The sequence below is a fragment of the Corallococcus sp. CA053C genome, assembly GCF_003611675.1.
Lineage (GTDB): Bacteria > Myxococcota > Myxococcia > Myxococcales > Myxococcaceae > Corallococcus.
In genome coordinates this window covers 1-9,633 of sequence record NZ_RAWA01000378.1, presented here as the reverse complement: position 1 = coordinate 9,633, position 9,633 = coordinate 1, and the positions used below count along the sequence as shown (strand labels likewise).

Sequence of the window (9,633 nt, the reverse complement as noted above, 5' to 3'; positions counted from 1 at the left end):
CCGCCCACCACCGCGAACGTGTAGCCCACCTCCTGGGTGCCCCAGCCCAGCCGCGCCTGCACCAGCAGCGCGAACGCCACCTGGAGCGTCGTCATCGCCAGGAACACCGCGAAGAACAATCCCAGCACCAGCCCCAAGGCCTTGCGCCGGGGCGTGTCACGCAGCGCGGCCCACCGCGTCTGGGATTTCGCCGCCACGCGGGCCTCGGGCGGGTGCGTCTCCGGCATGGCGAAGAGCGCGCCCCCGAAGCCCACCAGCGCCAGCGCCCCCGCGAGCAGCGGCGGCACCCACGCGCCCAGGCCGGAGAAGAGCCCGCCCAGCGTGGGCCCCAGCACCATGCCCAGGCCAATGCCCGCGCCAATGCGGCCCATGGCCTTCGCGCGCGTCTCCTTCGTCGTCACGTCCGCGAGCGCCGCCTGACACGCGGCGATGTTGCCGGACGTCGCCCCCGCGAGGATGCGCGAGGCGAACAGCAGGGGCAGCATCAGCCGGTAGCTGGCCAGCGCGAACAGCATCATCGCCACCGCGTTCGCCAGCAGGCTCAGCAGGATGACCGCCCGCCGCCCGTGCCGGTCCGAGTAGCGCCCCAACAGCGGCGTCGCGAGCAGCTGCGTGAAGGAGAAGCACCCCAAGAGGATGCCCACCGTCAGCGCCGAGCCGCCCATCGACTTCACGTAGAGGGGCAGCATCGGGATGACGATGCCGAAGCCCACGAGGTCCAGGAAGACGGTGAGGAACACCACCGCCTCCACCCTGCGCATCAGGCCCGGCGTCACCGCCTGGGGGGCCTTCACGCCCACGCTGTCCGTCACCATGTCAACCGAGCTCCGCGCGATCCACCGGCAGGGCGTCCGCGTACGCGCGCAGGATGCGGCCCTCGTCGTAGGTGGCCTGGAAGCCGGTGGCCTCCAGGAAGCGCTTGTTGTCCACGACGATGGGGTAGCGCAGGTGGTCCGTGGCCCCCACCGACAGCCGGGGGAAGCCCGCCCGGCCCATCAGCAGCGACAAGAGCGGCGAGGGCAACGGCACCGGCGAGCGGCCCGTGCCCCGGATGATGACCGACAGCGGCACCGGCGCGGGACCCGCCACGTTGAAGATGCCGCGCACGCGCTTCTCCAGCGCGAGCTGCAACGCCGTCACCACGTCCTCCTCCTGCATGACGTGGAACAGCGGGTCGTAGCCCAGCACCATCGGCACGCGCTTGCCCCGGATGAGGTTCGCGAGCGTGCCCGTGCCCGGCGTCCCCAGCGTGTACACGAGCCGCAGCACCGCCGTGGTGATGTCCGGCAGGCGCCACAGCGCCGTCGCGGCGTACAGGTCCGCGGCCACCAGGTCCGCCAATTCCGGGATGGCCTCCAGCGCGCGCGGCGGCTCGTCCTCGGAGTGGTAAAGCGGCGAGTCCGGCGCGGCGCCGTAGAACGTGTGCCGGCCCACGAAGAGCACCTGCTTCACGCCGTGCGCCGCGCAGTGGTCGAACACCGCCTTGGTGCCGTCCAGGTTGATGCGGCCGCGCTCGCCGCCTCGCACCGTGAACGCCGTCACGGTGGCCATGTGGATCACCGCTTCGGGCTTCCAGCGGCGGAAGACGTCCTCGGTGGCGCGCTTGCGCACGTCCACCGAATGCACCGGGATGTCCTTGGGCGCGTCCCGCCACGGGCGGATGTCGATGCCCGCGACCTCGTGCCCGTTGTCACGCAGGCGCAGCGCCAGCCTGCGCGCGATGCCGCCGGAGATGCCGAGGATCAATACCTTCATGGCAGCAGCCTCCGGGTGCGGCGCAGGTTGCGCTCGGCGCGGTGGTCCTCGATGAGCCGCGCGATGCTTGCCTTCACCTGGTTCACGTACCCTTCGATGACGTGGTCCTCCTCGTCTCCGGTGCCTTCGAAGACGAGCGGTTCGCCGTAGTGGATTTCAAGGCCCACCGGCAGCGGCAGCGGGAGGAGGTAGGGCGTCAGGGGCACGTACGGCACGCCCAACAGCTTGCCCAGCGCGTACGCGTTGGTCACCGTGGGGATGGCCGCGCCGCCGCCCAGGAAGGCGAACGGGATGATGGGCGAGCGCGTCTGGAGCGCCAGCCGGACGAAGCCCGTGCCGAAGTCCACGAGCGAGTAGCGCTCCGTGTAGAGCTTCGCGGTGCCCCGGGCGCCCTCCGGGAAGATCATGAGCAGCCGGTCGTCCTCCAGCAGGCGCACGGCGTGCTCGGGCAGGCCGGTGAACTGGCCGGTGCGGCTGGCCCACAGCGAGGCCACGGGGAACTTGTGGATGAAGCGCTCCACCATGCCCTGCGCGAGCCTTGGCGGATCCATCTCCAGCAGGGTGGAGGTGAGCACCATCATCCCGTCCACCGCGACGCCGCCGGAGTGGTTGCCCACCAGCATGCCCCGGCCCTTCTTGGGGATGTGTTGCACGCCGGTGCAGCGCACCCGGAAGTAGCTGCGGTAGAGGAAGGCGAAGAACTCCAACGCCAGCTTCAGGTGCTTCTTGGAGATGCCGTACGGGTCCACGCCGTACTCGTTGAAGGGCAGCTCCAACCGCTCCACCCGCGCTGACACGGAATCGCTCTGGGGCACGGGGCGCACCGTAGCACCGCGCGTGCGCTTTGCACGGGGCGCCCGCGTACTCCATTGTGCCGCGAGCGGGTGGTCCGGCAGGCCGGAGCCCGACGGAGGCGCGCACGATGGCGGGGCAGTCGTGGACGGGATTGCTGGACGGAGCGCTCGCGTGGGCCACGGCGCTGCCGGGGCCGCTGGCGAACGAGGTCGCGGTGGACGTGGCCGGCCGGCGGGTGCGGCTGTCGCACACGCGGGTGGAGGCCCTGTCGCGCCAGGTGCTCAAGGGGGTGAAGGGGCTGGAGCTGCGCTCCTGGCTGTCCAGCCCCACGGTGTACGACCTGCGGCTGTCCGTGCGGGGCTGGAAGCTGCGGGTGGAGACCACCCCCGTGCGCGTGGAGCTGGCCGAGGGGCGCTACACCCTGTGGCTCTCCACGCCGGGCCGGGTGGAGCTGGAGGAGTCCCCCGGGGCCTCGTCGCTCTTGATGGGCGCGCTGCGCACCGGCGCGGGCCGGGCCGCGCTCAAGGCCCTGGCCCAGAAGCTGTTGCCGCCCACGATCCACTGGGACGGGGAGGTGCTCCGGGTGGAGGGCCGGCTGCCGAAGGACGGGGCGCTGGCGTCCCGCCTCTTCGAGTCCTCGTCCCTCAAGATGACCGCGGCGCACGCGCCGGAAGGGCTGTGGCTGGCCGCGGAGGCGTGGCCGGGGCTGCTGGACCTGCTCCAGGCAGTGTTGGGAGCCGGGGGAGCCGGCGAGCCCGACGCGGCGCGGCGAACGACGCCGCCGTGACGCGTCAGCGACCCTCGCCGTCCCACACGTTGGCGCGCCCCTCCAGGGGGCCGCGCTGCGGACGGACGATGCAGAAGCGCTGACCGGTGGGCGCTTCCATCACCCACCAGCGCTTCACGTAGGCCACGCGCTTGGCGCCCAGGGCCTCCAGCCGCTCCAGCTCCGCGTCCAGGTCATCCGCTTCGATGTCCAGGTGGATGCGGCTGTCGTGGTCCACCTGCTGGAGGAGGAGCATGGCCTCGTCGGGCTTCGCCTCCAGCTCGCGGTAGGTGGGCGAGTCCGGGTCCACCGGCCTCATCGCCCGTCCCAGCGCCGCGCTCCAGAAGCGCGCGGCGGCGTCGATATCCTCGACCTTGCAGTCCATGACGAACGCGGCGAGTCGGCTGTGATGCATGGCTTCTCCTGGAGCTCGGGCAGAGAGGGGGAACGCCTCGGGGGGAGCCAGGGATACACCGAAAAGCGGGGCGTGGGTACGGCAGAGTGAAGGGGGCCGGAACTGTCCACAAGAGACCGTGGGGGCAGGGGAAGTGCCACCCCGTGGACGGTCCGGCTAGCGGCACCAGGCGAAGTAGCCGCGCAGCTGCACCTGGGCTCGCAGTGTCCGGGCCTCCGTGCCGGGCACCGCGGCGAGCGCGGCGATGAGGCTCGTGCAGCCGCGCAGCTTCACGTCGAGGGCCACCGCGGGGTGCAGCCGCTCGTCCGTCCCGTCAAAGGCAAGCTCGGCGCGGAAGTCAGCCCGGGAGGTCTTTCGTTGCACGCCCGCTCCGACGCGCAGCGCCCGCTCGGAGCCCCACACGTCCAGCCCCTGCACCGTCGCGAGGACGTCGAAGCGCGGGCCGAGCGCGGACTGGCCCGTCACCCAGAACGTGTGGCGGGTGTCCGTGAGCCCCTCTGCCTTCAGCACGTCTCCCTCCACGCGCGCGGAGACGCCCCAGCCGGCGGAGACCTGGATGTCGCCCCGGGCCCGCATCGTCCTCAGGGCTTCGGCGAAGAGCGGGGAGAGGTCCACGCCCCGCTCCGACACGTCTTCCTCCGTGTCCCCGGGCGGCGCGACGCCGTGGCTCGCGAGCGCCTCCGCCACCTGTTCAGGCAGGGGCGAGTTGAGCACCGGGTCGTGCGGGTCGTGGAACGTCGTCCGGAGGCCGAAGCCCACGCGCCACGCGTCCGGCGCCGCGACGTCGGGCACCGCGGCGACGGACAGCGTCGTCTTGATCAGCACCCGCATGAGCCGACCCGCCACCGAGCCCGAGCGATACCCGGTGAGGTCCCGGATGCCACCGCCGAAGAGGAAGTAGGGCGCGACATCCAACCCGATGCCCGGACGGAGCGACGCCGGGGTCCGCGAGGCGAGGACCGTGACCATGAGGGGCTTGGGCGCCGCGCCGAGCAGCACGTGCGTGGGCGTCTCATCCAGGGCCACGAGGGCCGGGGACTCCGGCACGTCCACGTCGAGCACGAAGCGGTAGAGATTGACGTTGCCCTGCGCGAGCCCCGTCCCCGGGGCGACCCCCAATCCCACACCGGCCAGCACCGCGAGCCTCCGCCGGAGGCCCGGTGTGCTCATGCGAGTCCCAGCGCGCGGAGGTAGTCGTTGGAGAAGGTCGCGCGCAGTGCGGGGCTGGTGAGCAGGGCCTGGCGTGCCTTGAGCCAGGCTTCGATGCGCTCCGGGCCATACATGCTCCGCACGCGCGCTCCGTCCAGGTTGTTGATCTTCCCCCAATGCAGGGTGTGGGGGACCTGCTGCGCGCTGAGCTGCTGCCAGACCTTCTGGCAGAACGTCTTCGTGCGCGCCGAACTGGCGCCGTCGATGTCGAGCACGCACGTCATGGGGTCGTGGTGGGTGAACGCCAGCGTGGCCTTGGACGACATGACGTAGCGCAGCGCCAGCAGGCCGGGGAAGGCGTACTCGCGGTTGATGGCCAGGGCGGTCTCCACCGTCTTGCGCACCTGTCCCAGGGGAACGCCCACCGCGCTGCCAAAGGACTTCCCCCGGGTGGTGGTGTCGGTGAACATCTGCCCCGGGGTCCCGCTGATGTCCGAAAACTCCCCGTAGAATCGGTCCAGGAGCTTCCCGAGGACGGGGATGGTCAGGTCCGAGGCCACGTCGGTCAGGACGCCGACGATCTCCAACGCGCTGTCGCCGGGCGTCAGCTTGCTGCTGGGGCTGGGAGGCCTCGAGTCCGGGGGGCGCTGGGCATGCTTGTACATCACCGTCACATAGACACCGCCCGCCAGGTCGTTGGGATTGATGACGAACTGGAGGTGGTAGGGCTTCTGCCCCGCGGAGCCCGGGAGCGCGACACCGGAGAAGTCGAGCTGATCCATCGCGCGCCAGAGCCCGTCCGTCAAAGGCATCCGCTGGCGGTAGGCCTGGAGGTAGTAGCGGTCCTCGGCCACGAGGAGGACGCCATGCACGATGCCGAAGCTGCCCAGGCTCACGAGCGCGGCGTTGAACAGGCGGTCATCCCGGATCAGCTCCGCGCCCAGCTTCTGGGGGATGTCGTCGTGGATGGTGGGGGAGCTGGCGCGCTCCAGCCACACGTGCCGCTCCGGAGAGACGATGAGGTGGAGGCCGGCCACGAAGTCCTGCATGGCGCCGAAGTCCAGAGAGGAGCCATGCGTGCCCGTCGCGATGGCGCCGGCGATGGTCTGCCCGTTGCTGGCGCCGGAGGTCGGCAGGGCCTTTCCCATCTTCTCCTCCAGGAAGTGGTTCAGCTCCGCGACGGAGTTGCCGCACTGGACGAAGAGGAGGTTCTCCCGCGAGCCCGCATAGGACGGGTGGGTGCGGGGGGCGGGGAAGAGGTAGTTGAGCGGCTTGGTGTTGACGAGGATGCCGCTGGTGGCGGGCGCGGTGGAGAAGGACCAGCCGGCTCCGAGGGCCCGGAGCTCGAGCCCCTCCCGGAGCGCCTGGGCAATCAGTCCCTGCAGGCCCCGGGTGGTATCCGCGTAGCCCTCCGTCGTGGACTGGGAGGCATTGGCGTTCCACACGTCCACCAGCAGCTCCAGCTTCTGGGTGTAGGTCTGGTGCCAGTTCTGCCATTGCTTCAGGTCGCTCTTGTGGATGATGGGGGGCATGGCTAGCGCACCTCCTGCGGCGCCTCGGTGAGAGACCCCAACTCACCTGGAGACGGCTGGGCCTTGGCGCAGCGCCACTCCACCTGCTGCGGCATCGCGATGCCCAGGGTCACCACGCTGATGAGCGCGAAGCCCAGGTTGGTGCTCTGGGTGACCTCCGCGAGCGCCTGCCCCTGGCAGTTGTCGACCGTGGGCTTCTCCTGGACGAGCCCCCAGGCCAGCGACCAGAGGACCTCCTTCTCGGGCTCGGTCGCGGGCGCCCCCGCATGGCCGGGCGCCTGGACGCGATAGTGGGCACAGGCCGATGACAGCGTCAGACACAGCACCGCGGCCAGCCGCCATGAACCGGTTTGGGATTGCATGTCCCCCCCACTTTCTCGCCGGAGCGTAGACCTCCGCCCAGGGGGCTCAATCGCTCGCACGGGCGGTGGGAGTGTCTGCGGTTGGTAGTATCCTGGCGCTGGACGCGGCGCGTCCCCCTGCTGCCCGCGCTGGCACCTCTCGCTCCGTAGACGAGAGGCCCGGGCGCGCGGCTCAGGGCTGCTTGCGCGGCGCGCCCCCGTCCTTCGACATCGAGCGGACGAAGACCGAATCGACACCGTGGATGCGCAGCTGCATCAAGTCGTCCGCGGTGGCGTTCGTGTAGCCCAGGTCGCGCATCTCCTTCACGAACGCGGGCGTCACGCCGTGGATGCGCAGGCCCACCAGCCCCTCGGCGTCCAGGTCCTTGAAGCCCAGGCCTCGCATCTCGTTGACGAACGCGGGCGTCACGCCGTGGATGCGCATGGACACGAGGTCGTCGGCCTTCAGGTCCTTGAAGCCCATGCCGCGCAGCTCGCGGATGAAGTCCGGCGTCACGCCGTGGATGCTCATGGAGAGCAGCGAGTCCAGGTCCACGCCCTTGTAGCCCGCGGCGGCCAGGGCCTTGATGCGCTCGGGCGTCACGCCGTGGATGCGGGTCTGGACGAGCAGCTCCAGCGTCAGCTTGGAGTAGCCCTCGGCGGCGAGCGCCTTCACGTACTCCGGCGTGACGTTGAAGATGCCCACCTGGAGGAGCTCGTCCACCGTCGTCACACGCTGGCCGACGGCGGCCAGGGACTTGATGCGCTCCGGGCCCACGCCGACCGTGGCGAGCGCGAGCTGCTGCTCCGCGTCCGGCCTGGGCAGGCCCAGGTCCGTCAGGGCCTTGGTGTACGCGGCGTTGGGCGTGAAGCGCCAGGTGCCGGTGCCCTGCTCCTTGGTGAAGCGGCCCTCGAAGTCGAAGGTGCCCGCCTCACGCACGAGCTTGAAGGGGGCGGTGCTCCCCTCCGCGGTGGACAGCCCCTGGAACGCGGTGAGGGGCGCGGAGAAGCCCATCTGCGACCCGGGCTCATCCTTCGGATGGAGCGAGAGGTGCAACTCCGCCTCCCGGGGCGTGCCGACCCAGGCACCGCTGTCCCGAGAGCCGGCGAGGACGGGGAGGGCGAAGAGGACCACGAACACGGTGAGCCACTGCGACAGGCGTGAGGCCATGACGGTGATTCCTTTCGGGCAAGGCGCGGCCCTCCCGCGCGCCCTGTAGGGAGCGCGCGGGTGGAGCCGTGTTGTGAGGAGTGAGGAGGGGGTTACTTCCGGGGCTGCTGCATGCGGCGGATGAAGTCCGCGTCGACGCCGCCGGTGCGCAGGCGCTTCAGCTCGTCCACGTTGGCGGGCTTCAGGCCCGCGGCTTCCAACTCGCGGATGTAGCCGGAGGTGACGCCCAGGGCGCGCAGCTCCACGGCCGTGTCCAGGTCCAGGTTGCCGAAGCCCGCGGCCTTCAGGTCGCTCAGCCAGGCCGCGTCGATGCCCACCGCCTTCGCGGAGAGCAGCTCCTCCGGATCCGAGCTCGTGAAGCCCAGCGACTTCATCTGCTCCAGCCACTCCGGGGTGACGCCCAGGTGCTTCATCCCCACCAGCAGCTCGGAGGGCAGCGGCTTGCCGAAGCGGGCCGCCATGGCCTTCGCATACTCCGGCGTGATGCCCGCGTGGCTGAACTCGACCAGCGTGTCCACCGTGGGCGCGTAGCCCATGGCCGTCACCTTCGCGACGACCTCCGGCGTGACGCCGGCAATCTTCAGCTCGACGAGCTGATCCACCGAGAGGCGGTCCTGGCCCACGCGGGTGGTCGCGTCGGCGTCATCCTCGTCCTCGTCCTCCGCGTCGTCCCTGCCTGCCTGCGCACGCTCGGCGGTGGGCGGCTTCGGGGACGGCACGGGTGCGACGGACGGAGCCGGGGCGGCCGCGGCCACGAGGCGCGGACGGGGCATCGGAGCCACCACCGGTGCGGGGAGGGCGTTGGCTTTCGCGGGCACCGCCACCGGTTCGGCCTTCACGTCGACCACCTTCGCGGGCTGCACGGCGAGCGCGGTGAGGGGCACCGCCAACGCGAGGCTGCTGATCAGGGTGACGATGGAGACCCCCGCCGCCCAGCGTGACGAGCAGCGCGGCGCGGGGGCCAGCACCAGCCGCCGCACGCGGTCCGTCAGCGAACCCCCCAGCGCGGAGAGGGCGGGACCGCTGGCTCCCATTCCCTGGAGCCGCAGCGCCTCCAGCGCGGTGAGCGCCCGGGCGTAGGGGAGGGCGCTGCCCTGGTGCACGGCGAGGTCGTCACAGCAGTTCTCCCGCTCCACGCGGATGACCTGGGACATCCACCAGACGACCGGGTGGTAGAAGAGCAGCGTCTCCACCAGCGTCTGCACCACGTTCACCGCGAAGTCGTGACGGCGGATGTGGGCCAGCTCGTGGGCCAGCACCAGCTCCAGCTCGCGCACGGCGAGCCCCGTGAGCGTGGCGGTGGGCACCAGCACCACCGGCTTCAGCCAGCCCAGCGTGGACGGCACCTCCAGCTTCGACGACACCAGCAGGCGCACCGGCCTCGTGAGCCCCAGTCGCCGCGCCATCGCCTCCATCCGCTGCTGCCACTCCCACGACGCGTGCACCGCTTCGTGGACCTGACGCCGCAGGAGCATCCAGCCCTTCAAGAGCCGCAGCGACGAGGCCGCCACGCCCATCCCCCACGCCATCACCAACCAGGGCAGGTTCTCCCCCACCTGCTGGAACGCTCGCTCCCACAGGGGACGCTGCGAGGGCCCGGAAGGCAGGGCGCGCCAGGGTGCGGGAGTCGTGAGCGTGAGGGCCGCCGCGTGCGCGAACGCAGGCGCGCTCCGCTCGAAGGACACCGTCCGCGCGGGCCGGGCCTCCAG

10 protein-coding genes are annotated in these 9,633 nt (G+C 71.2%); 1 reads left to right on the top strand and 9 read right to left on the bottom strand.

Translation table 11 applies throughout. From position 1 onward, the window contains the following. The 3 genes from D7V97_RS34160 to D7V97_RS34150 all read right to left on the bottom strand — a co-directional run. Positions 1 to 815 (bottom strand): MFS transporter (locus D7V97_RS34160; RefSeq protein ID WP_147445089.1); only part of this gene is annotated, 815 nt, incomplete at its 3' end. A gap of 1 nt (position 816) precedes the next feature. Beyond that, positions 817 to 1,755, bottom strand: a complete 939-nt coding sequence (locus tag D7V97_RS34155; protein ID WP_120614810.1) for an NAD-dependent epimerase/dehydratase family protein — start codon at positions 1,753 to 1,755, stop codon at positions 817 to 819. Further along, complete coding sequence (locus tag D7V97_RS34150) at positions 1,752 to 2,570, bottom strand: lysophospholipid acyltransferase family protein (protein WP_199729030.1); 819 nt, start codon at positions 2,568 to 2,570, stop codon at positions 1,752 to 1,754. Before D7V97_RS34150 ends, D7V97_RS34155 begins: the two co-directional genes overlap by 4 nt. Positions 2,571 to 2,677: 107 nt before the next feature. Here D7V97_RS34150 and D7V97_RS34145 point away from each other — a divergent pair, with 107 nt between their 5' ends. Further along, positions 2,678 to 3,337 (top strand): hypothetical protein, encoded by a 660-nt coding sequence (locus tag D7V97_RS34145; RefSeq protein WP_120614808.1) that lies wholly within the window; start codon positions 2,678 to 2,680, stop codon positions 3,335 to 3,337. A 4-nt stretch (positions 3,338 to 3,341) separates the two neighbouring features. Here D7V97_RS34145 and D7V97_RS34140 read toward each other — a convergent pair whose 3' ends face one another. The 6 genes from D7V97_RS34140 to D7V97_RS34115 all read right to left on the bottom strand — a co-directional run. Then, complete coding sequence (locus D7V97_RS34140; RefSeq protein WP_120614807.1) at positions 3,342 to 3,731, bottom strand: VOC family protein; 390 nt, start codon at positions 3,729 to 3,731, stop codon at positions 3,342 to 3,344. A gap of 156 nt (positions 3,732 to 3,887) precedes the next feature. Then, positions 3,888 to 4,901, bottom strand: a complete 1,014-nt coding sequence (locus tag D7V97_RS34135; RefSeq protein WP_147445088.1) for a hypothetical protein — start codon at positions 4,899 to 4,901, stop codon at positions 3,888 to 3,890. Further along, the gene (locus D7V97_RS34130; protein ID WP_120614805.1) at positions 4,898 to 6,412 is read right to left on the bottom strand and encodes an FAD-binding protein; all 1,515 of its coding nucleotides are present in this window, start codon (positions 6,410 to 6,412) and stop codon (positions 4,898 to 4,900) included. Before D7V97_RS34130 ends, D7V97_RS34135 begins: the two co-directional genes overlap by 4 nt. Positions 6,413 to 6,414: 2 nt before the next feature. Then, positions 6,415 to 6,774, bottom strand: a complete 360-nt coding sequence (locus D7V97_RS34125; protein ID WP_120614804.1) for a hypothetical protein — start codon at positions 6,772 to 6,774, stop codon at positions 6,415 to 6,417. Between the two features lie 172 nt (positions 6,775 to 6,946). Continuing rightward, positions 6,947 to 7,924: a 4-hydroxy-3-methylbut-2-enyl diphosphate reductase gene (locus D7V97_RS34120; protein ID WP_120614803.1), complete on the bottom strand. Its 978-nt coding sequence runs from the start codon at positions 7,922 to 7,924 to the stop codon at positions 6,947 to 6,949. Positions 7,925 to 8,016: 92 nt separating this feature from the next. Next, positions 8,017 to 9,633: M56 family metallopeptidase (locus D7V97_RS34115; RefSeq protein ID WP_158623514.1), on the bottom strand; the 1,617-nt coding region annotated here is incomplete at its 5' end.